Below are 24,955 nucleotides of genomic sequence, written 5' to 3'. Positions count from 1 at the left end.
CGATTCCGCTTTTCGAGGGCATGCGTTAGGAGCATCTGTCATATCGCGCTTCAAGCCAGCCGCTGCAAGCGTCGGCGCGCAACGGGGCAGGGGATGTCGAAGAGCAATAACGTCTACAAGGACGCCTATAATCGCGGTCTCAGGCTGCTTGACGAAACGAAAAGCCTGCCGTCGGAGCCGGAACTCGGCGTGCTGCTCGGCGTCAGCCGCACGACCATCCGCACCATCCTGGCGCGCATGGAAGAGACGGGGCTGATCGCCTGGAACAAACGCAGCAAGACGGTGTTGCGCGCCCCGCGGCCGGACGATTTTTTTCCCGAGGAAGAGACCGACACGCTATCGCAGATCATCGAGCGCTCCTTCATGCGGCGGCTGCTCGCGGGTGGCGCCGAGGCCGGAATGCAGATCAACGAGCTCGAGTTGGCGCGCGAGATCGGCGTTGGCACCACCAGCGTGCGCGAGTTCCTGATCCGCTTTTCCCGCTTCGGGCTGATCGAGAAACGCCGCAACAGCCATTGGGTGCTGAAAGGTTTTACCCGCGCTTTCGCGCTGGAATTGACCGAAATCCGCGAGATGTTCGAATTGCGCTCGGCTGCCGCCTTTGCCGCCCTGCCGCAAGACAGTGCGGTCTGGGCCGACCTCGACCTCCTGGAAGACGAGCATCGCTTGCTGGCGCGCGAAATCGCCACGCGCTTCAACGAATTCTCGGAGCTCGACGAGCGCTTTCACCGGCTGATCCACCGCGCGTCGCACAATCGCTTCATCGTCGATTTCTACGACGTCATCGCCATGATCTTCCACTACCACTACCAGTGGAACAAGGCGCAGGAGCGCGAGCGCAACGAAGTGGCGGTGACGGAACATTTGGCTTATATCGCCGCGCTCAAATCGCGCGATCTCGGCAAGGTCGACACCGCCTGCCGTAAGCATCTGAAGTCGGCGCGGCACACGCTGCTGACATCGATTCCGGAAGGCCAGCAGCCGCAACAGGCTTAAAGCGCGTGGCGTCTGAACATACGACGCGCTTTAAGTTCCTGTTCTTGTGCATGTCGTTATCCTAAAACCGCTGCGGCTCAAGTCCGAGGGCATGCTTTGGGCGACATGCATTGATCGCGCCGCGTTGCCGCAGCAGCGATTTGGCGATTTTCCGCTCGCTCGCCGCGTGCTAGGTATTGCCGTTGCTGCGTAAAGAGGCAGGTCTTTGAATATCCGGCGGAGACGATGGAGCATACCGGCCGCGTTCGCTGCGGCCTATTTGCTCGTGCTCCAGTCGGTGCTTGGCGCATTCGCCTCCGGCTTAAGCCCGGCTGCTTCGCAACTCGATGCCTTCGGCAATGTCATCTGCACCCAGGAGGGCGCGGCGCAGCTTCCAGGCGGCGATCCGCCGCACCAGCAGCACGTGCCGGCCTGCTGTGCGCTTGGCTGCAGCATGGCCTCGGTGGCTTACGCACCGCCGCCCGCTGCCGCCGCGGTGCCCGGCCATTTTTCCGCCGAAACCGTCGCGTTTGTGCTGCCGGCGTTCCGGCACCTCGATTTCAGCCGCGACCGCTCGCCGTCGAATCCGCGCGCGCCGCCGGCGTCGGCCTGATCCTTTTCGGGTAGACTCGCAGAACCTTTCGCGGGTGCGTCCGTCGACAATTGAAATGTTCGCGACGGGCCACCGGCGCTATCTCTCAATTCTTGGAGCTATCATGTCTCACTCACTCCGTGCGCGGTTCGGCTGCAACAGGCTTTTCCTGCGCAGCTTCGAGGAACGACTCGGCATCGCCGTGTTCCTCCTCGCCCTTCTGTTCGTCAGCGCCCAGGCCGGTTTCGCCCATGAGTTCAGGGTTGGCGACCTTGAGATCGTGCATCCCTGGTCGCGCGCCACGCCGCCGGGCGCCAAAGTGGCCGGCGGCTACTTCACCGTCACCAACACCGGCAGTTCACCGGATCGGCTGCTGTCGATCTCCTCCGATGTATCGGACAAGGCCGAATTGCACGAAATGGGCGTCAAGGACGGCGTCATGACCATGCGGCCGGTCACCGGTGGCCTCGAGATTCCGGCCGGCGGCAAGGTCGCGCTGGCGCCCGGCGGCTATCATTTGATGTTTATCGGCCTCAAGCGTCAGCCCAAACAGGGCGAGGCGTTTTCCGCTGCGCTGACCTTCGAAAAGGCTGGCACCGTCACCGTCGAGTTCGCCGTCGAGAGCATGGGCCAAATGGGCCGCATGGACGACCATGCCAATTGATCCGGCCAAAATCTTAACATCCGAAATCAGAAGCACCATCATGGACGTCAGAGGGACCATCATGAACAAGTATATTTTGTCGGCCTGCGCGCTTCTCGCTCCCGGGACGGGCACGGCTTTCGCTCATGTCACGCTCGAAACGCAGGAGGCGGCGGTCGGTTCGACCTACAAAGCGATCCTGCGTGTGCCGCATGGCTGCGAGGGCAAAGCGACGACCGCCGTGCGCGTGCAAATCCCGGAAGGGGTGATTTCGGTAAAGCCGATGCCGAAGCCCGGCTGGACGCTGCAGGTCAAGAAGGGCAAATACGAGAAGTCCTACCAGCTCTATGGCGAGACGGTGACGTCAGGCGTTAGGGAAGTCGACTGGAGCGGCGGCAGCCTGCCGGACGAATTCTACGACGAATTCGTCTTCCGCGGGACACTGGCGGCGGAACTGCCGGCCGGCCAGACGCTCCACTTCCCGGTGGTGCAGGAATGCGATGGCGTTGCCGAACGCTGGATCGAGATGCCGGCGGCCGGCCAGGATGAGGATGCGCTGGAATATCCCGCGCCTGGCCTCAAGCTGCTGCCGAAGAAATGATCTCTCTTGCGGCGCGCTCCGTTCGAAAGAGCGCGCCGCGTTTTCGTGACAACGATATGACCGTAGTATCTTTTCGGTGGGCGATCTGCAGGTTCGGCAAGCGCGCCAATTGGCCTGCCATTGGCTTTCTGGCCGCGATCATGCTCGCCGTCATTGCCGTGCCAAGTCAGGCCTTTGCCCATGCGGCGCTGGTCACAACCGATCCGGTCGACGGCACGGTGCTGGGACAAGGCCCGACGCAATTTTCGCTGACTTTCAGCGAGCCGGTCTCCCCACTGGTGCTCACTCTGGTGCGGCCTGATGGCACGCCGCTCCCGCTGACAGCGTTCCGCCTTAATGACCAGACGGTCGAGATCGACAATCCGCGAACGCTCGGATCCGGCACGCACGTGCTGAGCTGGCGGGTGATTTCCGCCGACGGCCATCCGGTCGGCGGCTCGGTGCTGTTTTCCATCGGCGCGCCGAGTGCTGCGCCGGCCACCTCCGACGCCGTCGACCGGGGCCTGAGGTCGGCGATCTGGATCGGCAAGGTCTTTCTCTATATCGGTCTCTTTCTCGGCGTCGGCGGCGCCTTTGCCATCGCCTGGCTGGCAAAAGGCGGGCGTTCCGGCCAGCGCTTCGTCATCGCCGCAATCTTTGGCGGCCTTGTCGCGGCGCCGGTGTCGCTCGGCTTGCAGGGACTGGACGCGCTCGGTGCGCCGCTCGTCCGGCTGGCGCAGCCCGGCGTCTGGCAGACCGGGCTCGGCACAAGCTTCGGCCGGACGGTGCTGGTCGCGCTGGTGGCGCTCGGGCTTGGCCTGCTGTCGCTGGTCGGGCCGCGCGGCGGTGCAAGACTGTTTGCCCTTGCCGGCTTGGCCGGTGTCGGTTCCGCCCTTGCCGCCAGCGGGCACGCAAGTGCCGCCGAACCGCAATGGCTGACACGGCCGATGGTGTTCCTGCACGGTGCCGGTATTGCCTTCTGGGCCGGGGCGCTGGCGCCGCTCGGCCTCGCCATGTGGCGGAAGCCGGTCGAGGCCACGCCTTTCCTGCGCCGGTTTTCCCAGGCGATCCTGCCTGTCGTGGCCGTGCTCGCGACGACCGGCATCGTGCTGGCCATCATCCAGGTGCAGGCACCCGCAGCTTTGCTCGACACCGCCTATGGCCGGCTGCTGCTGATCAAGCTGGGGCTGCTGTTCTTCCTGTTCACGCTGGCTGCGACCAACCGTTGGAAGCTGACCGCTCCGGCCGAAGCGGGAGAGACGGAAGTACAGAGGAGGCTGGTCCGCTCGATCGGCATTGAAATGCTGATCGTTCTGGCGATTTTCGGCGTTGCCGCAGGCTGGCGCTTCACGCCGCCGCCGCGCGCCCTGGCGATCGCAGCAGCGCAACCGGCATCGATCCATATCCACACGCCGAAGGCGATGGCCGACCTCAGCATCACGCCCGGCCATGTTGGGCCGGTTGCGGCGTCTATCGCCATCATGACCGGCGATTTCGGGCCGCTCGACGCCAAGCAAGTGACGTTGGTGCTGTCAAAACCCGATGCCGGCATCGAGCCGATCAAACGCGCGGCAACAAAGCGCGACGATGGTACCTGGCGTGTCGACGATCTCGTCGTCCCGGTCCCCGGCCGGTGGACGGCGCGGCTCGATATTCTCATCTCGGATTTCGAGATCGTGAAGATCGAGGCGCCGATCGATATCAGGCGATGAGGACCAGCCGGCAGTCCCGCGCAACACATTTCGGCGAGGCGGTTGACGCGGCCTTGAAGGCCCGTCATTCATTTTCGACAAGAATGGCATCCCAAGAAGAACGGGCGTCGCCACAAATCGCGGCCTCAACAAAAGATCCGAAAGCAGGGAAGAAACGATGGAAAAAGCCGAAATCGGCCTGATCGGCCTTGGCACGATGGGTTCCAACCTGGCGCTCAACATCGCCGAGAAGGGGCACCGCATAGCGGTCTTCAACCGCACCGCCGCCCGCACGGACGCCTTTGTCGAGAATGCCGGCGCGCTGAAGGACATGGTCGTGCCCTGCTACAGCCTGGAGGAACTCGCCGCTGCCATCCGGCCGCCGCGGCCGATCATCATCATGGTGCTGGCCGGCAAGCCGGTCGATGAGCAGATCGCGGCGCTGCGCGGCGTGCTGTCGGCCAACGACATCGTCATCGATGCCGGCAACGCCAATTTCCGCGACACGATGCGGCGCTTTTCCGAGCTTGCCGATTCGGGTCTCACCTTCATCGGCATGGGCGTGTCCGGCGGCGAGGAGGGCGCGCGCCATGGACCGTCGATCATGGTCGGCGGCACGGAAGAGTCCTGGAAACGTGTCGAGAAGGTACTGACCGCCATTTCGGCCAAGTTCACGGATGAGCCCTGCGCGGCATGGCTTGGCACCGATGGCGCCGGGCATTTCGTCAAGACCATCCATAACGGCATCGAATACGCCGACATGCAGATGATCGCCGAGATCTACGGCATCTTGCGTGACGGCTTAGGCATGGGGCCGAAGGAGATCGCACAAGTCTTCGCCGACTGGAACAAGGGCAGGCTCAGCTCGTACCTGATCGAGATCACCGCCAAGGTGCTGGCCGCCGACGACCCCAAGTCCGGCAAGCCGATGGTCGACATCATCCTCGACCGCGCCGGCCAGAAAGGCACCGGCAAATGGTCGGTCATCGAGGCGCAGCAGCTCGGCATTCCGGCGACGGCGATCGAGGCGGCGGTGGCGGCGCGCGTGCTGTCATCGATCAAGGACGAGCGTCTGGCCGCCGAAAAGGCTTACGGCAATGGCGGCGTGACCAAGATTGCCGGAGACAAGGACGCGCTTCTCGACGACCTTGAGCTGGCGCTGTTCGCCGGCAAGATCGCCGCCTACGCGCAGGGCTTCGCGGTGATGGCAGGCGCATCGAAGGAATTCGATTGGAACCTGCCGATGCCGACCATCGCCAAGATCTGGCGGGCCGGCTGCATCATCCGCTCGCAAATGCTGGACACGATGGCCGAGGCCTTCGGCAAGGGCGGGGCGGTCACCAATCTGCTGACGGCACCGGCCTTCATCACGATGATGCAGGAGGCGCATCCGTCGCTTCGACGCATCGTGGCAAGGGCATCGGAGGCTGGATCGCCGGTGCCGGCGCTGTCGTCCGCTCTGGCCTATTTCGACAGCTACCGCCAGGGTCGCGGCACCTCGAACCTGATCCAGGCACAACGCGACTTCTTCGGCGCGCACGGCTTCGAACGCATCGACGGGCCGGGTGCATTCCATGGCCCGTGGGGGAGCGGAGCGGCGGGTTAGCGCCGCGACTTGGACCTAGAGTCCCAGCGACCAACTGGGTGTAGGGTCGCGCCAGGAACCTGCTATGCCGGAAGAGACGATTGACGGTCTCATCGGTATCGGCGGAGCCGCGAATCTGTGGTAAGCCGCCGCTCAACCAACCAAAGGACGACACCTGTGAGCGAACCGACCGTGGCCCAGGCAACCGAAAATATCTATGCCTCGCTGCGGGCGGACAATGCCGACATCGACGCACATATCGCGACGCTTAAGGCGGCGCTGATACGAGAAGGGATAAAACAGGCGGTGTTCGATCCGACCAAGTTGGCGCAGAACAACCGCTCGGGGCGCAAGTTGATGCAGGCCTATTTTCGGCAGCGCGGCGTGAGCGTGAGGTTTTCGGATTAGTAGAGCCGTGCGCGGGTGATCTCAAGCGTGCCGTTTCTCGGGCCGGTCCGGCGGTTCGCCATCCGGACCTCGGGACTGCGCACAATCCCGGTCATTCCGCTGGCCCCTGCCGTCCTCCAGAAGCGGACATCGCTAGTGACCAGGAGGACGCTTCAGTTTTTCGATAACCGCTGAGCCGACAGCAACCGGTATCGCTCCCACTCCATCCGGGTTACGATGCGTGGCTGAGAACGGGCGCGGGCGCCTCGTCGAACCACCTACGTCAGGAGGGCAGCATGAAATCGCCGACGGTGAGAGTTATGGCCGCAGCCGATGAAGATTCAGCGGTCGAGATAATCGTGCTGGCGTTTGCAGCGGACCCCATGGCTCGATGGATCTGGCCGCATGCACACGCGTACCTTGCAGCCATGCCGCGAATGGCCCGCGCGTTCGGGCGCAGGGCATTCTCTAACGGAAGCGCCTTTTGCACCGACGGCTACGCCGGGACGGCGCTGTGGCTGCCGCCCGGCGTGCATTCCGACGAGGAAGAGCTTGGCGCCGTGCTCGAGAGCACGGTTGAATCCTCTCTCGCCCCTGAGACCGCGGCCATATTCGAGCAGATGGCCACGTACCACCCGACCGAACCGCATTGGTACCTGCCCCTGATCGGCGTCGACCCGGCGCATCAAGGCGAAGGTCACGGCGATGCCTTGATGGCGTACGCGCTCGCGCAGTGCGATCGCGATCACGCGCCGGCCTATTTGGAATCCTCGAACCCGCGCAACATTCCATTCTACCAGCGGCACGGCTTCGAACCGCTCGGCGCGATCCAGGTCGGTTCGTCGCCGACGCTCGTCCCGATGCTGCGGCGCCCTCGTTGAGCGTCAGCTTGATCAGATAGTTTGACCCTGTGGACGCTCAGGGCGGCCACGGAGCTGTCTAGCACGCCGTCGAAGCCGCGCACCTGGCCCTTCTCGCCGGTGGGAAAGCGGATCGCGGTGATGGAGCGGGATGCCCAGTTCAATTTGAACGTATCCCGCTCTAGTCGGGACGGCGATAGGCCAGAACATCGGTTGGCACGCTCAGGCTTTGCAGGGAACCAGGTCCCGCGCCGCCGATCCAACCCAGCACGGAGCGAGCGAGCTCGGCGCCGGCCAGCCGGAAGTCCTCATTGACGACCAGCAATTCTCTGCGGAACAGGTGCAGCAGGTCGGACGACTGCTTGGACACCACGTCGACATCGCGGCCGAGCTTGAGGCCGGCGTCCTCGATGCCGGCGACGATGGCCAGTGTCGCTGCGGCGGCGCTGCTGACGAAGCCATCCGGCCTGACGTCGCGGCGCATCAGCTGTGCGGTCCTCATCCTGATCTGCTCGATCGAATGGTCGATCGAAACGGTGTTGAACGGGATCTCGCTGGCGCCGACTTCGCTCAGTGCATCGGTAAAGCCGTTCAGCGCATGGCGGTGATAGGTCAGCTCGACTGGCGGTGCCAGGAGGGCCAGCCTGCGGCGGCCGATGCCGGCCAGGTGGCGCACAGCTTCGGTCGCAAACGCGTAGTTGTCGAAATCATGATAGGGGTGGATCAGCCCCATGTCGGTGCGGCCGTGCGTGGCAAAGGGGATGCCGCGCTCCAGCATGTAACGGGCCCTGGGGTCATTGGGCTGGGTGCGTGAAATGATGACGCCGTCGGCGGAGCCGGTCTCCACCAGATAACGTATCGGGTCCAAGGGATCCTGCGAGCGTGAATAGGGTGTGACGATCAGGTGATAGGGCGTGTCGGCGATGACTTCCGAGACGCCGTAGATGATATCCGAGACAAAGCTCATGATCTCGTGCTCGGTGTTGAGCACGAGGCTGATGACGTTGGTCTTGCCGGTCCGCAGGCGGACGCCAGCACGGTTGGGGCGGTAGCCGATCTGCCTGGCGACGAGTTGGACGCGCCGCCTGGTCTCGGCGCCGATTTCGGGCGCGTCCTTCAGCGCTCGCGACACGGTGGTGACGCCCAGCCCGGTCATGAAGGCAAGCGTCTTCAGCGTCGGCCGGCCCTGTCCCGACGCCTCGTCGTCCTTTTCCGTTCGATGTCTGTCCATTCGTCCCGCCCGTCAGGCGCATAGCAGTTGCCGTGCAGACCGGCAATCGGCGGATTGTGGCTCGCCCGCGACTCTCCGCCTGACGGACACCTATACATTGAAACGTTACAGATTGTCACTTGCCATCGCGCAACGGTTTGGGGCAGGTGCTCTGCGCGAGCGACATTCCATTCGAGGCAAAGTCGTTGGCCGTCGGCAAGAGCTTGCCGGCGGCACAGAATTTGGCCGAATTCGTGCGTTTCAGCAACATTTTTGCAGTGCAATCTGTCTTGTTGCGGCGCAATGGCGGAGAATCGGCTGCGGATTTGTTCGCGGCTCGAAAAAATCGCGAACCGCTCCTAATCAGGGGTTGCACGCCCAGCGCAATTGCCGTATCGAAAATCTGTAACGTTTCAGATTCTGGGAGGAGCCGAAATGCGATACCAATTCTTGACCGCTGTGTCGGCGGCGGCAACCGCGCTGCCATTCGCCGGTCCGGCGGCAGCGACGGATCTGGAAGTCACCCATTGGTGGACTTCGGGCGGCGAGGCGGCAGCGGTCGCCGAACTCGCCAAGGCGTTCGACGCGACAGGCAATCATTGGATCGACGGCGCTATCGCCGGCTCCGGCGGCACGGCGCGGCCGATCATGATCAGCCGCATCACTGGCGGCGACCCGATGGGCGCGACCCAGTTCAACCACGGCCGGCAAGCGGAAGAATTGGTGCAGGCCGGTCTGATGCGCGACTTGACCGACCTCGCCACCAGGGACAAGTGGACGGAAATCGTACAGCCCAAGAGCCTGCTCGACGGCTGCACCCTCGACGGCAAGATCTATTGCGTGCCGGTCAACATTCACTCCTGGCAGTGGCTGTGGCTGTCGAACGCGGCCTTCGAAAAGGCCGGTGTGCCAGTGCCGAAGAATTGGAACGAGTATGTCGCAGCCGCCCCTGCGCTGGAAAAAGCAGGCATCATACCGCTCGCGGTCGGCGGGCAGCCCTGGCAATCCTCCGGGACCTTCGACGTGCTGCTTACGGCGGTCGGCGGCACGGATACTTTCTTGAAGGTCTATCGCGACAAGGACGCGGAATTCGCTGCCGGGCCCGAGGTCGCCAAGGTGTTCAAGGCCGCCGACGATGCCCGCAAGATGGCGAAGAACACCAATGTGCAGGACTGGAACCAGGCCACAAATCTCGTCATCTCTGGCAAGGCCGGCGGCCAGATCATGGGCGACTGGGCGCAGGGCGAATTCCAGGTTGCCGGCCAGACCGCCGGCAAGGACTATACGTGTCTTCCCGGCCTTGGCCTGAACGAGGTCATCGCCACCGGCGGTGACGCCTTCTACTTCCCGCTGCTGCAAGACGCTGAAAAGTCCAAGGCGCAGGAAGCGCTGGCCGAAACGCTGCTCGATCCCAAGACGCAGGTCGCCTTCAACCTCAAGAAGGGGTCGCTGCCGGTGCGCGGCGATGTCGACCTCCAGGCGGCGAACGACTGCATGAGGAAAGGGCTCGACATCCTGGCCAAGGGCAGCGTCATGCCCTGGACCGACCAGCTGCTGACGCAGGACACTCAAAAGCAGAAGGAGGACCTTTTCTCCGAGTTCTTCGCCAAGCCTGACATGACCGTGGAAGAGGCGCAAAAGCGCTTCGCCGACATCGTCGCCTCAGCGGATTGACGATCGACGAACCGCTCGCTCCCGGCCCGCGACCGCGGGGCCGGGAGCTCCGGGTCAAAGCCCTAACCCTTCGGCCCTGACCCTTCGGCCTTACCCGATCCAGCCCGGCTGTGCAGATGAGCAAGAGCGAACGCCCCAACCAACTCTTCCGCAATCTTAACGCCAAGGTTGCCTCTATTCCGATGGTCCTCACCGCACTGGTGATCTTCGTCGGCGGCAGCGCGTGGACGGTGCTCTATTCCTTCACCAATTCGAAGCTCCTGCCGCGGCTGAACTTCGTCGGGCTCGACCAGTATTATCGGCTTTGGTCGACGCCGCGCTGGTTGGTCTCCATTGAGAACCTCCTGATTTACGGCGTGCTGTCGCTGGTGTTCTCTCTCGTCATCGGCTTCATACTGGCGGCGCTGCTCGACCAGAAGATCCGCTTCGAGGACACGTTCCGCACGATCTTCCTCTACCCCTTCGCGCTCTCCTTCATCGTCACTGGTCTCGTCTGGCAGTGGCTGCTCAACCCGGAGTTCGGAATCCAGGGGGTGGTGCGCGGCCTCGGCTGGGAAAGCTTCAACTTCGATCCGCTCTATAATTCCGACATCGTCATCTACGGCATATTGATCGCCGCGCTCTGGCAAGGCACCGGGCTCATCATGTGCCTGATGCTGGCGGGGCTGCGCGGCATCGACGAGGATATCTGGAAGGCCGCGCGGGTGGATGGGATACCCACCCTGAAGACCTATCTCTTCATCATCATCCCGATGATGCGGCCGGTCTTCATCACCGCGCTTGTCATCATCGCTGCCGGTATCGTCAAGGTCTATGACCTGGTCGTCGCCCAGACGAGTGGCGGTCCCGGCATCGCCTCCGAAGTGCCGGCCAAATATGTCTATGACTACATGTTCTTCGCCCAGAACCTCGGTCAGGGCTTCGCCGCCTCGACGATGATGCTGCTGTCGGTGGCGGTCGTCATCGTGCCGTGGGCCTATCTCGAATTTGGAGGCAAGAAGCGTGGCTGATCATGCCGTTTCCCTGCCTGCCGGTATGGGCTCCATCGGGCTTGAGGCATCCGGGCCGCGAGGACCGAAGCCGCGGCATGTGTTCTCGCGCCGCAACATCTTCCTCTATGGCACGCTCATCGTGGTGGCACTGTACTATGTGCTGCCGCTCTATGTGATGGTGGTGACGTCGCTCAAGGGCATGCCGGAGATACGCCTCGGCAACATCTTCTCACCGCCGCTCGAGATTACCTTTGAGCCATGGGTGAAGGCCTGGTCCAGCGCCTGCACCGGTCTCAACTGCGACGGGCTCTCGCGCGGCTTCTGGAATTCGGTGCGCATCACCATTCCGTCCGTCATCCTGTCGATCGCGATCGCTTCCGTGAACGGCTACGCGCTGGCCAACTGGCGCTTCAAGGGGGCCGACACCTTCTTCGTGATCCTGATCGTCGGCGCCTTCATCCCCTATCAGGTGATGATCTATCCGATCGTCATCATCCTGCGCGAAATCGGCCTCTACGGCAGCCTAAGCGGCCTGGTGATCGTCCATTCCATCTTCGGCATGCCGATCCTGACATTGTTGTTTCGCAATTATTTTTCTTCGATGCCGGAGGAGCTGTTCCGGGCGGCGCGCGTCGACGGCGCCGGCTTCTGGGGCATTTATTTCCGTATCATGCTGCCGATGTCGCTGCCGATCTTCGTCGTCGCCATCATCCTGCAGGTGACCGGCATCTGGAACGACTTTCTGTTCGGCGTCGTCTACACCCGTCCCGACACCTATCCGATGACGGTGCAGCTCAACAACATCGTCAACTCGGTGCAAGGCGTGAAGGAATATAACGTCAATATGGCCGCCACCATCCTGACCGGCCTGGTACCGCTCGTCGTCTACTTCATTTCCGGCAAGCTCTTCGTGCGTGGCATCGCCGCCGGCGCGGTGAAAGGATGATGATGACAAGAATGGAAAATCCCATTGGTTCAATCCAGAATCCCAGTGTCTCGATCCAGGACCTGTCGCTGAATTTCGGCGCGATTTCGGTGCTGGAGACGCTCAACATCGATGTCGCCGAGGGCGAGTTCATCGTGCTGCTGGGGCCGTCCGGCTGCGGCAAGTCGACCTTGCTCAACTGCATCGCCGGGCTGCTCGACGTTTCGGACGGCCGCATCTTCATCAAGGGCAAGAACGTCACCTGGGAGGAACCCAAGGACCGTGGCATCGGCATGGTGTTCCAGTCCTATGCGCTCTATCCGCAGATGACGGTGGAGAAGAACCTGTCCTTCGGGCTGCGCGTCGCCGGCATCGCCAAGGACGAGATCGCCAAGCGCATCGCACGGGCCGCCGAAATCCTGCAGATCGAGCCGCTGCTGCAACGCAAGCCGTCGGCGCTGTCCGGCGGCCAGCGCCAACGTGTGGCCATCGGGCGGGCGCTGGTGCGCGACGTCGACGTCTTTCTGTTCGATGAGCCGCTTTCCAATCTCGACGCCAAGCTGCGCGCGGAGCTGCGTGTCGAAATCAAGCTGCTGCACAGCAAGCTGCAGAACACCATGATCTATGTCACCCACGACCAGATCGAGGCGATGACGCTGGCCGACCGCATCGCGGTGATGAAGGGCGGCGTGATCCAGCAGCTCGACGCACCGCAGACCATCTACAATCGCCCGGTCAACCGTTTCGTCGCCGGCTTCCTCGGCTCGCCGGCGATGAATTTCCTCGACGGCCGGCTGGAGAAGGACGATGGCAATTGGCACTTCGCCGCCGACGATGTGCGGATCCCGCTTGCCACCTATGCTTTCGAAAAGGAGCCCGTGCCGGGGGCTGCCGTGTTCGGTATCCGGCCCGAGCATGTCGCGTTCAACAGCGGCTCCGGATGGCCGTTCACAGCCACGGCAAATGTCGTGGTCGTCGAGCCCATGGGTTCCGACACGCTGGTCTGGCTGAAGCTCGCAAATCAGAATTTCACGGTGCGGGTGACATCCGAGCGCACGCCAACCAACGCCGACACCGTGAGCATCGGTTTTGATCCGATGCGCGCTTCGCTGTTCGACGCCGCAACCGGTAACCGCCTGTAACGCCCCAGACCTCGTTCCCAAGAACTTCACCTCAAGCACATCCATCCCCAGAGAACGGACAGAGACGATGAATTGGTCATTCCAACTTTACAGCGCCCGCAATTTCCAACCTTGGGACGGGGTGCTGAAGATGCTGGGCGAGCTCGGCTATTCGCAAGTCGAAGGGTTCGGCGGCGTCTATGACGACCCCAAGGCGTTTCGTACCGAACTCGACAAGAACGGCCTCACCATGCCGACCGGCCATTTCTCGATCGATGCGCTCGAGAAGGATTTCGACGGTGTGCGCAAAATCGCCGACGCGCTCGGCATCACACTGCTGATCTGCCCCTATCTGGTCGCCGAGAGCAGGCCGACCGACACGGCCGGTTGGCGCAATTTCGGCGCCCGCCTGGCCAAGGTCGGCGAGACGGCTGAGAAAGCCGGCTACGGCTTTGCCTGGCACAATCATGATTTCGAGTTCAAGAAGCTTGCCGACGGTTCGGTGCCGCAGGACCATATCCTGGCGGCGGCGCCCGATATCGGTTGGGAGATGGACGTGGCCTGGTTGGTGCGTGGCGGCGACGATCCGCTACCCTGGATCGAGAAGTATGGCAAACGCATCGCCGCCATCCATGTCAAGGACATTGCCAAGCCCGGCGAGGGTCTCGACGAGGACGGCTGGTCGGATGTCGGCTACGGCACGATCGACTGGGCTGGCCTAATCAAGGCGCTACGCGCCAAGAGCGCCGCCAAATACTACGTCATGGAACAGGACAATCCCAACGACGCCGAGCGCTTCGCCCGCCGCTCGATCGCAGCCGCCAAGACCTATTAGGAGCAAACCAGCATGGCAAAAAAACTTGGGGTCGGCGTCATCGGCTGCGGCAACATCTCGAAGGCGTATTTCTCGTTTGCGCCGCTGTTTCGCGGCATCGAGATGCGCGCATGCGCAGATATCAACATGGATGCGGCCAAGGCGCGGGCGAAGGAGTTCAAGCTGCGCGCCGAGACGGTCGAAGGGCTGCTCAAGGCCGGCGATATCGACATCATCGTCAACCTCACCGTTCCGGCGGTGCACTACGAAGTGTCGAAACAGATCCTCGATGCCGGCAAGCACGTCTATTCTGAAAAGCCGTTCGTGCTGTCGGTCAAGGAAGGGCTCGACCTGAAGAAGCTGGCGGAGAGAGACGGACTGCGCATCGGCTCGGCGCCCGACACTTTCCTCGGTGGCGCGCACCAGCTTGTCCGCAACCTGATCGATACCGGCAAGCTCGGCAAGATCACCAGCGGTACATGCCACGTGATGAGCCATGGGATGGAGCATTGGCACCCCAATCCGGACTTCTTCTTCCAGCCTGGCGCTGGGCCGGTGCTCGACATCGGACCCTATTACATCACCAATTTGATCCAGCTGATCGGGCCGGTGAAGCAGGTGGCAGCCTTCGCTTCGATCCCGACGACGGAACGCACGATCTCGTCCAAGCCTCGCGCGGGCGAAAAAATCCTGGTCGCCACGCCGACGACGATTCACGGCGTGATGGAGTTCGAGAATGGCGCCGTGGTGACGCTCAATACGAGCTGGGACGTGTGGAGCCACGGCCATGCGCCGATGGAGCTCTACGGCGAGTTGGGCACGGTGTTCTTGCCGGATCCGAATTTCTTCGGGGGCGACGTTCGCATCACCGACGCCGCCAAGCCGGTCAAGAAGCTGCCGAAATGGAAGCATCCGTTCGGCGTGCCTAACCAGATGCATTCGCACGGCATGATGGCCAACTACCGCACCGCCGGTCTCGCCGACATGGCGCTGGCGATTGCGGAAGGCCGGCCGCACCGTTGCTCGATGGAACTGGCGCTACATGCCGTCGATGTGATGACCGGCATGCTGCGATCGGGCGCGAGCGGAAAGTTCGTCGCCATGCAGACCACCTGCGAACGGCCTGCGGCACTGGGCATCAAGGAGGCGAAAGAGCTGTTGGCCAAGAAGAAATAGGGCGGGCGCTTCAGTGATTGCGACACGTCTAGTTTACCGTCGACCCCTCTCCCCATAGAAACGGGGAGAGGCTAAGGGTGAGAGGCAGAGCCGACTCCCCCTTTTTTCGCGGTGGGAACTGCCGGGCTCGCTTTTAATTTGAGGATCTCCCATGCCCTATGTGCCCGCCGAAAACCGCTACGAGAAAATGATCTACAATCGCTGCGGGCGATCCGGCCTGAAATTGCCGGCGATCTCGCTCGGGCTCTGGCACAATTTCGGTGACGACACGCCGCACCGGACCAAGCAGGCGATCGCGCGCAAGGCTTTCGATCTCGGCATCACGCATTTCGACCTCGCCAACAATTACGGTCCACCGCCCGGCTCGGCGGAGACGGCTTTCGGCGAAATCCTGCGGACCGATTTCTCAGGTTATCGCGACGAGCTGATTATCTCGACCAAGGCCGGCTATGAGATGTGGGCCGGGCCCTATGGCGAATGGGGCGGGCGCAAATATGTGCTGGCCAGCCTCGACCAGAGCCTGAAGCGGATGGGGCTCGACTATGTCGATATCTTCTATTCGCATCGCTTCGATCCCGATACTCCGCTGGAAGAAACGATGGGCGCACTCGATCGCGCGGTGCGCTCGGGCAAGGCGCTTTATGCCGGCATCTCCTCCTACAATTCGCAGCGCTCGCGCGAGGCCGCCGACATATTGAAGCAGCTCGGCACGCCATGCGTCATCCACCAGCCGAGCTATTCGATGCTCAATCGCTGGGTCGAGGACGACGGTCTGCTCGATACGCTGGAGGGGCTCGGCGTCGGCTCGATCGTGTTCACGCCGCTGGCGCAAGGCATGTTGACTGACAAATATCTCGGCGGCATCCCTGAGGGCAGCCGCGCCAGCCAAGGCAAGTCGCTGAAGGCGGCCTTCATCAACGACAAGACCATCGCCAACATCAAGGCGCTGAATGCCATAGCCGGCCGCCGCGGGCAGACGCTGGCGCAGATGGCGCTGGCCTGGGTGCTGCGCAAGGGCCGGGTGACCTCGGCGCTGATCGGCGCCAGCCGGCCGGAACAGGTCGAGGATTGCGTCGGCGCGCTGAAGGCGCTCGACTTCAGCGATGCCGAGCTTGCCGAAATCGACACCTATGCGCGCGAAGCCGACATCAATCTGTGGGCCGCCTCCGCAGAGCGCAAGGGTCCGCCACGGAAGTGACTGGAAACGCATAGCCGAACAGGTGCGGCGGGAACTGCTCTCGCCGTTTCCATGTACTCGGCCGCCAATAACTGGTCGAAATTTGAGTCTGCTCGAAGTTTGGCAGGCTCTGCGCCGTGCCAGCACCGAAACAGTAGCAAAAATGCCCGATCGTCGCTATCTGGAGAGGACTGGAGCCGATTGCATGCCGAAATGACGTGCGAGCGGCGCAAAACGGGGTTGGAACAGAATCATGGCGGCAAGGGATGTGCTGACGAAAAATCAGTTGTGCGTGCTCGAGAAACTCGAGGCCGCCAGCGGTCCGCTCAGCGCCTATACATTGCTCGACCAGCTTCGCGAGCGAGGCTTCCGCGCGCCGCTGCAGGTCTATCGCGCGCTCGACACGCTGGTGAAGTCCGGTTTCGTGCACAGGCTCGAAAGCCTCAATTCCTTTGTCGCCTGCGCCGAGCCGCACGACCACAGCCATTCGATGACCGCCTTTGCCATCTGCGACACATGCGGCCAGGTGACGGAGTTTTCCGACCACGATGTCGGACATCGGCTCGACGAATGGGTGCGCTCGACCGGCTTTGCCGCCAAGAAGGCGGTGATCGAGTTCCGCGGCACCTGTGCGAAATGCCTGGCCGAGGCGGCTTAGCCCAAAGGCACTAGCGCGCCGTCGACCAGGCGAACCAGAGCGCGACAAGCGCCAGCAAGGCGGAAAGCAGGCGCCGGCTAATCCGTTCCCGCCGGGGATCGTTGAGGAATGGTTCCAGTGTTCCCGCCAGCACGACGATCATTCCATGTATGGCTGTTGCGATTACCACATAGACCACCGTGAGCAGGGTGGTCTGGGCAAGTACAGGGCGCCCGGCCTCGACGAAAGTCGGCAGCACGGCGACGTAGAAGATTGCCGCCTTCGGGTTGAGGAGATTGGTAACAAGCCCGCGCATGAAGTATTTGCCGCCTGGGTCGCCACTACTCGAAACCACGTCGGTTCCAGCGGTCCAGCCCTCCCAGGCAAGGTAGAGGAGGAACAGCGTGCCAGCCCAGCGAAGTCCCTCGTAGAGCAGGGAAGACGCCTGGATCAGTTCGGCGACACCAAAGGATGCGATGCCACCGATGACGGCGAGCCCAATGCAATGCCCGCCACGGTGGCAAAGCCTGCACGGCGGCCGTCATTGGCCGAAACCAACGCCAGATAAGTCATGTTCGGACCTGGTGTCAGTTCAATCAGCAGGGCTGCAAGCGCAAAAGAGAGGAATGTGGCCGTTGAGAGCGGCAACATTTCGCTCACCTCAATGCGCCTCTTCCCAATTGTTGGCGGCGCGGGCGTCGACATGTAGCGGCACCGACATCGACACCGCCGGCATCGCGGCGTTCTCCATCACGTGGCGCACGACGGGGATCGTCGCCTCGACCTCCGCTTCCACCGTCTCGAAGACCAGTTCGTCATGCACCTGCAGCAACATGCGGGCGGAAAGCTTCGCCTTTTCCAGCGCGTCGTCCATGCGGATCATTGCGCGGCGGATGATGTCGGCCGCGGTGCCCTGCAGCCGGGCATTGATCGAGGCGCGCTCGTTGAAGGCGCGGACCGAAGGATTGGAAGAGCGTATCTCCGGATAATGGATGCGGCGGCCGAAGATGGTTTCGACGAAGCCGTGCTCGCGGGCATAGGCCTTGGTTGCGTCGATATAGTCACGAATGCCAGGGAAGCGCTCGAAATATTTCTTGATGTAGGCGCCCGCCTCTTCGCGCGGGATCGACAGCTGGTTGGCGAGGCCAAAGGCGGAAATACCGTAGATGATGCCAAAATTGATCGCCTTGGCGCGGCGGCGTATCTCCGAGGGCATGCCCTCGACCGGCACGTTGAACATCTCCGACGCGGTGATGGCGTGGATGTCGGCGCCGTCGGCAAACGCCTGCTTGAGCTGCGGGATCTCGGCGACATGGGCGAGCACGCGCAGCTCGATCTGGCTGTAGTCGGCGGAAACCAGCTTGTTGCCCTTGTCGGCGATGAAAGCCGTCCTGATCTTTCGCCCCTCGATGGTGCGGACCGGAATGTTCTGCAAATTGGGATCGGAGGACGACAGCCGGCCCGTCGTCGTCGCGGCAAGGGCATAGGAAGTGTGAACGCGTTTCGTATCGGGATGGACGAAACCGGGCAGCGCGTCGGTATAGGTCGATTTCAATTTGGTCAGCTGGCGCCAGTCGACGATCTTGCGCGGCAGCTCGTGGCCTTCGGCGGCGAGGTCTTCGAGGAGCTGCGCCGAGGTCGACCACTGGCCGGTCTTGGTCTTGGAGCCGCCGGGCAGGCCCATCCTGCCGAACAGGATGTCGCCGAGCTGTTTTGGCGAGCCGATATTGATGCGCTCGCCGACGAGTTGGTAGATTTCATCCTCCAGCCGCGCGGCGCCTTGTGACAGTTCGCCGGAGAGCCGCGACAGGATCTGCCGGTCGACGGAGATACCGCGCTGCTCCATCTTTGCCAGCACCGGCACCAGCGGCCGTTCCAGCCGCTCGTAGACCGAGACGAGGCCCTTGGCGGCAAGCCGTGGCTTTAGCACTCGCCAGAGCCTGAGCGTCACATCGGCGTGCTCCGCGGCATAGGCCGTTGCCTTGTCGATATCGACCTGGTCGAAGCCGACGAAGCTCCTGCCCGAGCCGGCCAGTTCCTTGAGCGGAATGGTCGAGTGGCCGAGCCACTTTTCCGACAGGGCCGCCATGCCGTGGCCGCCAGAGGTGCCTGCGTCGAGCACGTAGGAAATCAGCATGGTGTCGTCGAAGGGGGCGACGTCGATGCCGTGGCGGCTCATCACGACGAGGTCGTATTTCAGCTCCTGCACGATCTTGAGAACCGACCTGTCCTCCAGCAACGGCTTCAGAATGCCAAGCGCCTCACGGATCGGGATCTGGTTTTCGACCACTCCGCCGCCGAGCAGGTCGCCGTTGCCGCTTTTGTGGGCGAGCGGAACATAGGCGGCGCGGCCGGGGGCGGTGGCCATGGAGAGGCCGATCAGTTCGGCCTGCATAGGGTCGGTTGAGGTGGTCTCGGTGTCGAAGGCGACGACGCCGGTCTCCATCGCCTCTGCCACCCACGCCCTCAGCGCTGCTGTGTCGCGGATGGTGACGTAGGCGCTGGTGTCGATCTTCCTGGCGGTGGCGTCCTCGAAGCGAAGCGCTGAGAGAAGAGAAGGGGTGTCGCCTTCCTTGGGTTCCAGCTTGATGGTGGCCGGCACCGCTTCCCCGGCTTCGTCTGTCACTGCGCCCGCCGCGCTTTTGGCGGCTGCCGGCATTCCAAACCCGACATCGGGGCCATGCGCGGTGTCGGCGCGCTCGATAATGACGGGAACGGCCTTGACGTCAGCCGCTTCCGTTCCGGTCGCTTCCGCCACGCGGCGGGTCAGCGTGGAGAATTCCATGGTCTTGAGGAAGCCGATCAGCTTTGGTCCGTCGGGCGGGTGCAACACGAAATCGTCGAGCCCGCCGATCCCCGGCACGTCGTTCTTCAGCGTCACCAGGTCACGCGAGATGCGCGCCTTGTCGGCATTGGCGATGATCGATTCGCGGCGCTTGTCCTGCTTGATCTCGCCGGCGCGCGCCAACAGCCCGTCGAGGTCGCCGAACTGCTCGAGCAATTGCGCCGCCGTCTTCGGCCCGATGCCGGGCACGCCCGGCACATTGTCGACCGAATCGCCGGTCAGCGCCTGCAGGTCGATCATCTTCTCGGGCGGCACACCCCATTTCTCGATGACTTCGGGAACGCCGATCTGACGGTCCTTCATCGGGTCGTACATGTCGACCGTTGCGCCGACCAGCTGCATCAGGTCCTTGTCGGAAGAGATGATGGTGGTATCGGCGCCGGCCTCGCAGGCAAGCCGGCAATAGGTGGCGATCAGGTCGTCGGCCTCGAAGCCCTCCATCTCGATGCAGGGCAGGTTGAAGGCCCTGGTCGCCTGGCGGATCAGGCCGAACTGCGGGATCAAATCTTCCGGCGGCGCCGAGCGGTTGGCCTTGTATTCGGGGTAGAGATCGTTGCGGAAGGTTTTCGACGAATAATCGAAGATCACAGCGAAATGCGTCGGCACCACGCCGACATCGGTGTTGCGGGCGTCCTGCGTCAGCTTCCACACCATGTTGCAGAAGCCGAGCACGGCACTTGTCGGCAGCCCGTCGGATTTGCGGGTCAGTGGCGGTAGTGCGTGATAGGCACGGAAGATGTAGCCGGAGCCGTCGACAAGGAAGAGATGATCGCCTTTTTTCATGGGACGAAGGGATAGCGCGGCGCGGCGTCGTGGTCCATGCCAAAGGCGGCCTCAACCACCGGTTCCCGCAACATCCCTGACAAGTCGATCCGATCACGGGCATGTTACAAAACTGTAATCTTCGTGCCCTTGAATCGCCACGTTCGGAGACACAGATAAACGCCATCGGCATTTTTTCGCCGACGTCCGGAGCAAGGCCCGTCCCCCGCCTATCCCGGACACTTGCGGCAGCCTATCCCCCTCTCCGGGCTGCCGCATCGTTTCGAGTAAAGGCCGCCGTGGTTCCCCCTCCACCACGGCGGCATTTTTTTGCCTTTCGACGCGCGTGGTCCAACGACCGCCGGCTTTTCGTTTCTGCCTCGCAGCTTTAGGGTTGCCGCTCAGAATCGAAAGGCCTGATAAAAATGTCCTCAGTTTCCCCCGTCCTCGACCGCCTCGACAAAAACCTCGACGAGAGCCTGGAGCGCCTGTTCGGCCTGCTTAGGATCAAGTCGATATCCACCGATCCAGCCTACGCCGCAGACTGCCGTAAAGCGGCGGAATGGCTGGTGGCGGAGCTCAAGCTGATCGGTTTCGACGCCAGCGTGCGTGACACGCCGGGCCATCCGATGGTGGTGGCGCATCATGACGGACCGGCGGGTGCACCGCATGTTTTGTTCTATGGCCATTACGACGTGCAGCCGGTCGATCCGATCGAGCTCTGGGACAGCGACCCGTTCGCGCCTTCGGTGAAGGAGATCGAGCCCGGCCATCAGGTGATCACGGGACGCGGTTCGGCAGACGACAAAGGGCAGCTGATGACCTTCGTCGAGGCTTGCCGCGCCTGGAAGCAGGTGCATGGCGGGTTGCCGTGCCGCATCACGATCCTGTTCGAAGGCGAGGAGGAGTCCGGCTCGCCATCGCTGAAGCCGTTCCTCGAGGCAAACGCCGCCGAACTCAAGGCCGACTTCGCGCTTGTCTGCGACACCGGCATGTGGGACCGCGATACGCCGTCGATCTGCGTCGCGCTGCGTGGGCTGGTCGGCGAGGAGATCACGGTGAAAGCCGCCGACCGCGACCTGCATTCCGGTCTCTATGGCGGTGCTGCCGCCAATCCGATCCGCATCCTGGCCAGGATCCTGGCCGACATTCACGACGAGAACGGCCGTGTCACCATTCCGGGGTTCTACGACGGTGTCGAGGAGACGCCTTCGCAGATCCTGAAGTCGTGGGAGACGCTCGGCGAGACCGCCGAGACATTCCTTGGACCTGTCGGCCTGTCGATCCCATCCGGTGAAAAGGGCCGCTCGGTGCTCGAACTCACCTGGGCGCGGCCGACGGCCGAGTTCAACGGCATTACCGGCGGCTATACCGGCAAGGGGTTCAAGACAGTGATCGCGGCGGAAGCCTCGGCAAAAGTGTCCTTCCGCCTCGTCCACAAGCAGGATCCGGAAAAGATCCGCGCCGCTTTCCAGGCCTTCGTCCGGGAGCGCGTCCCGGCCGACTGCTCAGTCGATTTCCACCCGCATGGCGGCTCGCCGGCGATCCAGCTTTCCTATGACTCGCCGTTTCTCGCCAAGGCCAAGGACGCGCTGTCCGACGAATGGCCGAAGCCGGCGGTGACGACGGGAAGCGGCGGCTCGATCCCGGTGGTCGGCGATTTCCAGACCTATCTCGGCATCGAATCCCTGCTCGTTGGTTTCGGGCTCGACGATGATCGCATCCATTCGCCGAACGAGAAATACGAGATGAGTTCGTTCCACAAGGGGCAACGCTCCTGGGCACGCATTCTCGATGCGCTGACACGCTGACAGGGCAAGAATTCAACTTTCTGTTGATTTTTCATCGGATCGCGGCGAGGACGGGCTAGCGCGACGTGCGTCCAGTCGGACGCACAAAGTACGCATAGGTCGCGACCGGAGAAGACGATGAGCGAAATCCGCTTCCATAAGAACGACCTGCCGGGGCTCTTGCACTACGACGTCGGGGCGGTCGCCATCGACACGGAGACGCTGGGGCTCAATCCGCATCGCGACCGGCTTTGCGTGGTGCAGATCTCGCCGGGCGACGGTTCCGCCGACGTCATCCAGATCGCGCCCGGCCAGAAGAAGGCGCCAAACCTCGTCAGCCTGCTCAGGAACCGCAGCATAATCAAGCTCTTCCATTTCGGCCGTTTCGATCTCGCCGTGCTCTACAATGCCTTCGGCGTCATGCCGGAGCCGGTGTTCTGCACCAAGATCGCCTCGCGGCTTACCCGAACCTACACCGACCGGCACGGGCTGAAGGACATCTGCTTTGAGCTTCTCGGCGTCAACCTGTCGAAGGCGCAACAATCGTCGGACTGGGCGGCGGAGACGCTGTCGCCCGAACAGCTCGAATATGCGGCCTCCGACGTGCTCTATCTGCACCAGCTGCGCGACGTTCTGACGGCGCGGCTGGCGCGCGACAAACGGACCAAGGAGGCCGAGGCCTGCTTCCGCTTCCTGCCGACGCGTGCGAAACTCGACCTGATGGGTTGGGATGAGGCAGACATCTTTGCCCACAGCTAAGGGTGGAACCAGATGTCCGCCGCGACGTTCTGTCGGTCCATGGAGGGGATGAAATATGGCTGCCCGGGAACCAATCGAAACCGCGCCCAAGGACGGCTCCAAGGTCACCGTCTACTGGAAGGACAGCGACGGGGTGATGAACGAATCCATCGCGCAGTACCGGTCGCTCGACCGGCTGAAAGCGGCCGGCGGCGACTGGGACGAAAACGACACCGGCTGGTGGGCCTATACGGACGGTCATACGCAAAGGAAGATCGAGCCGATCAGCTGGCGGCCTGCATCGGGAGATGACGACGACGAATGACGTGGGTATGTTGCCGGGCGGCTGAAGCGATTTGTCCCAGCGCGGCATATTTTGTTCTTGCTTTGTGCCGGCAGCTATGCTACTAATTTGTCTATGGTGCTTTTTCGCGCCAACGACCCGCCCGCCGAGGCGGGTTTTTTCATTTCCAGATTTGTCACAGTTGGCTCCCGATTGCAGCTGTTCCACAATGTTACCATCGTTACCGCCTGCAAAATCTAATAGTGTCTCAGTTCGAAGTTAGGTCGCCGCGCTTGCCGCGCGTTTGTAGCCCACAATGGAGTGCATCGGCCTTCTAAGCCGTTGGCGCGGGTTCCAGCCCTGCCGAGACCTACCTCCGCTTCACGAGCATTGTGTATTGATCATTTGGGGGTAGGATTCCGCGCCCAGCGACGGACGTGCCGGGTACGGTTGGCGCCTCGCCCGGAAAGCCGCGGCTGTTTTCCACCACTTACAGCCTGGTGTGGTCAAAAAAACGCGAACACGGTTAATCACGGTTAATCAATGACTAGCAGACCCGCTGCCACGCCCTCGGCGAGCCGAAATGGTGCCGACGCGTTGCATCGGCCGTGGTAGACAACAGTTAAGTGCTGCGCTATGCACGTCTACGCTGATGGGGAAGATTTCGTGAGTTTTGAGCCGCTGAACGGTAGTCATGCTATTGCCGAAGTGGTTTTTGGCCTGATGTTGCGACGCCCATTCAATCGATCGGAAATCGAAGCTCTCGCAAACTCACATGATCGCTGGCGCGATATGCTACCGCGCTTGAGCAGACAATCCACGGTCCAGTTTCTCATGGGTGCGGGAGGTCAACTGCCACCTCCTGAGATGCTGCCTACAGGGGCGGGCGGCGTATTGTTCGATCGGGTGAAGCCAGATGGCGAGCTTGCCTGGCGACTTTCAGCACAGGAGCAATCGCTGAATGTCAATTGCCTCGAATATTCGCGTTGGGCAGAGATATGGCCACAGGTCAGAGCGTTCTTGAAAGATGCTTCCGAAGTTGCCGCTATATCGACAAACCCGGTCACGAACGTGGTGCTACAATACGTCGACCTCTTCGAATGGAGAGATCGGAGCAAATCGGTACGTGTCAATCAGTTGCTGGACCCTGATAATCCGGATTTGCCGAGCACCGCAGGGCAGCATGGCGAATTGTGGCATGTCCATCAGGGTTGGTTCCGAAAGGAAAATCTCCCTGTGCCGGGACAGATTCTCGAAAGGATCCATATTGACGGGGTGCTCTCCCAAGCCAAGATGCTGCCGACTGTGAAGATCGACATATATTTGAGGCTCGACCTTGAAAGTCCGATAAAAACTAGTGACCTATTCAAAGGGAATGCTGATACGCTATTTTCGTATCTACATGATACCCATAAGAGCATCCTGGCGAAGTTCCTGACCAAGGCGGCCGCCGAAAGGATCGGATTGAAAAATGCAAGCACTTAGTCAGACCTCATTT

General features: G+C 62.3%; 25 protein-coding genes. 21 read left to right on the top strand and 4 right to left on the bottom strand.

All coding sequences use genetic code 11. From position 1 onward, the window contains the following. Nucleotides 1-93 precede the first annotated feature (93 nt). The 8 genes from NKH73_RS20720 to NKH73_RS20685 all read left to right on the top strand — a co-directional run bounded on the left by NKH73_RS20720 (nt 94) and on the right by NKH73_RS20685 (nt 7,334). A complete protein-coding gene (locus NKH73_RS20720) occupies nt 94-996 on the top strand; it encodes a GntR family transcriptional regulator (RefSeq protein WP_352935553.1) in 903 nt (300 codons plus the stop codon). Between the two features lie 232 nt (nt 997-1,228). Beyond that, entirely contained in the window at nt 1,229-1,588 is a 360-nt protein-coding gene (locus tag NKH73_RS20715) for a DUF2946 family protein (RefSeq protein WP_352935735.1), read from the top strand. A gap of 103 nt (nt 1,589-1,691) precedes the next feature. Beyond that, entirely contained in the window at nt 1,692-2,231 is a 540-nt protein-coding gene (locus NKH73_RS20710; RefSeq protein WP_352935550.1) for a copper chaperone PCu(A)C, read from the top strand. 61 nt (nt 2,232-2,292) lie between these two features. Continuing rightward, nucleotides 2,293-2,811: a YcnI family copper-binding membrane protein gene (locus NKH73_RS20705; protein WP_352935548.1), complete on the top strand. Its 519-nt coding sequence runs from the start codon at nt 2,293-2,295 to the stop codon at nt 2,809-2,811. A 56-nt stretch (nt 2,812-2,867) separates the two neighbouring features. Beyond that, a complete protein-coding gene (locus NKH73_RS20700; RefSeq protein ID WP_352935545.1) occupies nt 2,868-4,502 on the top strand; it encodes a copper resistance CopC/CopD family protein in 1,635 nt (544 codons plus the stop codon). A gap of 157 nt (nt 4,503-4,659) precedes the next feature. Further along, nucleotides 4,660-6,087, top strand: a complete 1,428-nt coding sequence (gene gnd, locus NKH73_RS20695; protein WP_352935542.1) for an NADP-dependent phosphogluconate dehydrogenase — start codon at nt 4,660-4,662, stop codon at nt 6,085-6,087. 156 nt (nt 6,088-6,243) lie between these two features. Further along, nucleotides 6,244-6,474, top strand: a complete 231-nt coding sequence (locus NKH73_RS20690) for a hypothetical protein (RefSeq protein ID WP_352935540.1) — start codon at nt 6,244-6,246, stop codon at nt 6,472-6,474. Nucleotides 6,475-6,749: 275 nt separating this feature from the next. Beyond that, nucleotides 6,750-7,334 carry a GNAT family N-acetyltransferase gene (locus NKH73_RS20685; RefSeq protein WP_352935536.1) on the top strand — a complete coding sequence of 195 codons (585 nt, stop codon included), beginning with the start codon at nt 6,750-6,752 and terminating at the stop codon, nt 7,332-7,334. A gap of 160 nt (nt 7,335-7,494) precedes the next feature. Here the strand turns inward: NKH73_RS20685 and NKH73_RS20680 are convergent, their stop codons facing one another. After that, nucleotides 7,495-8,544, bottom strand: coding sequence for a LacI family transcriptional regulator (locus NKH73_RS20680; RefSeq protein ID WP_352935533.1), 1,050 nt, complete (start codon nt 8,542-8,544; stop codon nt 7,495-7,497). Between the two features lie 97 nt (nt 8,545-8,641). Here NKH73_RS20680 and NKH73_RS20675 point away from each other — a divergent pair, with 97 nt between their 5' ends. From NKH73_RS20675 to NKH73_RS20635, 9 genes are all read left to right on the top strand, one after another. Next, the gene (locus NKH73_RS20675; RefSeq protein ID WP_352935530.1) at nt 8,642-8,932 is read left to right on the top strand and encodes a hypothetical protein; all 291 of its coding nucleotides are present in this window, start codon (nt 8,642-8,644) and stop codon (nt 8,930-8,932) included. A gap of 26 nt (nt 8,933-8,958) precedes the next feature. Further along, complete coding sequence (locus NKH73_RS20670; RefSeq protein WP_352935527.1) at nt 8,959-10,197, top strand: ABC transporter substrate-binding protein; 1,239 nt, start codon at nt 8,959-8,961, stop codon at nt 10,195-10,197. A 116-nt stretch (nt 10,198-10,313) separates the two neighbouring features. After that, nucleotides 10,314-11,207, top strand: a complete 894-nt coding sequence (locus tag NKH73_RS20665) for a carbohydrate ABC transporter permease (RefSeq protein WP_352935525.1) — start codon at nt 10,314-10,316, stop codon at nt 11,205-11,207. Between the two features lie 25 nt (nt 11,208-11,232). Beyond that, on the top strand, nt 11,233-12,135 hold the full coding sequence (locus NKH73_RS20660) for a carbohydrate ABC transporter permease (protein ID WP_352935732.1): 903 nt from the start codon (nt 11,233-11,235) through the stop codon (nt 12,133-12,135). Between the two features lie 11 nt (nt 12,136-12,146). Then, the gene (locus NKH73_RS20655) at nt 12,147-13,256 is read left to right on the top strand and encodes an ABC transporter ATP-binding protein (protein ID WP_352935523.1); all 1,110 of its coding nucleotides are present in this window, start codon (nt 12,147-12,149) and stop codon (nt 13,254-13,256) included. A 67-nt stretch (nt 13,257-13,323) separates the two neighbouring features. Continuing rightward, nucleotides 13,324-14,070, top strand: coding sequence for a sugar phosphate isomerase/epimerase family protein (locus NKH73_RS20650; RefSeq protein ID WP_352935520.1), 747 nt, complete (start codon nt 13,324-13,326; stop codon nt 14,068-14,070). Nucleotides 14,071-14,082: 12 nt separating this feature from the next. Beyond that, a complete protein-coding gene (locus NKH73_RS20645) occupies nt 14,083-15,225 on the top strand; it encodes a Gfo/Idh/MocA family protein (RefSeq protein ID WP_352935515.1) in 1,143 nt (380 codons plus the stop codon). Between the two features lie 151 nt (nt 15,226-15,376). Beyond that, entirely contained in the window at nt 15,377-16,423 is a 1,047-nt protein-coding gene (gene mgrA, locus NKH73_RS20640) for an L-glyceraldehyde 3-phosphate reductase (RefSeq protein ID WP_352935512.1), read from the top strand. A 232-nt stretch (nt 16,424-16,655) separates the two neighbouring features. Next, nucleotides 16,656-17,060 carry a Fur family transcriptional regulator gene (locus NKH73_RS20635; protein ID WP_023675234.1) on the top strand — a complete coding sequence of 135 codons (405 nt, stop codon included), beginning with the start codon at nt 16,656-16,658 and terminating at the stop codon, nt 17,058-17,060. Nucleotides 17,061-17,070: 10 nt separating this feature from the next. Here NKH73_RS20635 and NKH73_RS20630 read toward each other — a convergent pair whose 3' ends face one another. The 3 genes from NKH73_RS20630 to polA are packed head-to-tail and all read right to left on the bottom strand — an operon-like array spanning nt 17,071 to nt 20,667. Beyond that, a complete protein-coding gene (locus tag NKH73_RS20630) occupies nt 17,071-17,490 on the bottom strand; it encodes a LysE family translocator (protein ID WP_352935730.1) in 420 nt (139 codons plus the stop codon). Next, nucleotides 17,490-17,699, bottom strand: coding sequence for a hypothetical protein (locus NKH73_RS20625; RefSeq protein WP_352935509.1), 210 nt, complete (start codon nt 17,697-17,699; stop codon nt 17,490-17,492). The genes NKH73_RS20630 and NKH73_RS20625 overlap by 1 nt, the downstream gene beginning before the upstream one ends. Nucleotide 17,700: 1 nt before the next feature. Continuing rightward, entirely contained in the window at nt 17,701-20,667 is a 2,967-nt protein-coding gene (polA, locus tag NKH73_RS20620; RefSeq protein ID WP_352935506.1) for a DNA polymerase I, read from the bottom strand. 404 nt (nt 20,668-21,071) lie between these two features. Here polA and NKH73_RS20615 point away from each other — a divergent pair, with 404 nt between their 5' ends. The 4 genes from NKH73_RS20615 to NKH73_RS20600 all read left to right on the top strand — a co-directional run bounded on the left by NKH73_RS20615 (nt 21,072) and on the right by NKH73_RS20600 (nt 24,942). Further along, nucleotides 21,072-22,457: a M20/M25/M40 family metallo-hydrolase gene (locus tag NKH73_RS20615; RefSeq protein WP_352935504.1), complete on the top strand. Its 1,386-nt coding sequence runs from the start codon at nt 21,072-21,074 to the stop codon at nt 22,455-22,457. Nucleotides 22,458-22,574: 117 nt separating this feature from the next. After that, nucleotides 22,575-23,195: a ribonuclease D gene (locus tag NKH73_RS20610; protein WP_352935500.1), complete on the top strand. Its 621-nt coding sequence runs from the start codon at nt 22,575-22,577 to the stop codon at nt 23,193-23,195. Between the two features lie 55 nt (nt 23,196-23,250). Continuing rightward, nucleotides 23,251-23,499 carry a hypothetical protein gene (locus NKH73_RS20605; RefSeq protein WP_352935497.1) on the top strand — a complete coding sequence of 83 codons (249 nt, stop codon included), beginning with the start codon at nt 23,251-23,253 and terminating at the stop codon, nt 23,497-23,499. Nucleotides 23,500-24,123: 624 nt separating this feature from the next. Beyond that, the gene (locus NKH73_RS20600; RefSeq protein WP_352935495.1) at nt 24,124-24,942 is read left to right on the top strand and encodes a TIGR04255 family protein; all 819 of its coding nucleotides are present in this window, start codon (nt 24,124-24,126) and stop codon (nt 24,940-24,942) included. Nucleotides 24,943-24,955: the final 13 nt, after the last annotated feature.

This window comes from Mesorhizobium sp. M0938 (assembly GCF_040319125.1).
Lineage (GTDB): Bacteria > Pseudomonadota > Alphaproteobacteria > Rhizobiales > Rhizobiaceae > Mesorhizobium > Mesorhizobium robiniae.
This window is presented reverse-complemented; position numbering and strand designations above follow the sequence as displayed.